The organism is Melaminivora alkalimesophila (assembly GCF_000282995.1).
GTDB lineage: Bacteria > Pseudomonadota > Gammaproteobacteria > Burkholderiales > Burkholderiaceae_C > Melaminivora > Melaminivora alkalimesophila.
This window is the reverse complement of sequence record NZ_ALEE01000687.1, coordinates 1-388: the sequence shown is the minus strand read 5'-3', so window position 1 is coordinate 388 and position 388 is coordinate 1. Positions and strand designations below refer to the sequence as shown.

The following is a 388-nucleotide window of genomic DNA, read 5'->3' as shown; positions in this document are numbered from 1 at the left end:
CCCGCCGCGCGGCAGGCGGCCGCCAGGCTGGGCCAGACCTCGGTCTCCATCAGCACGCCGATGTCCGGGCGGAAGTGCCGCACGAAACGCTGCGTGGCAGCGCGCGTGTCCCAGGGCAGCCAGGCCTGCAGATCGCCCGGGCCGAGCAGGCGCGCGCCTTCGGCGCGTCCCGTGGCCGTGCCGTGCGTGAGCAGCAGGCGCATCCCCGGCAGGTGCGCGCGCAGTTCGCGCAGCAAGATGGCCGCCGCGCGGGTCTCGCCCAGCGACACGGCGTGGATCCAGACCAGCGGCGCGCCACCGGGCGGCGCGGCGCTGCGCGGCGCGGAGGCGTAGCGGCCGAAGCGCTCGGCCACATGCTCGCCGTACAGCGGCTCGGCCCGCGCGCGCC

Annotated in this window: 1 protein-coding gene; it reads right to left on the bottom strand. The window is 78.1% G+C overall.

Features of this window, described 5'->3' with window-relative positions; translation table 11 throughout:
• Window positions 1-388 (bottom strand): 3-deoxy-D-manno-octulosonic acid transferase (locus A612_RS13365; RefSeq protein ID WP_040436933.1); only part of this gene is annotated, 388 nt, incomplete at both ends.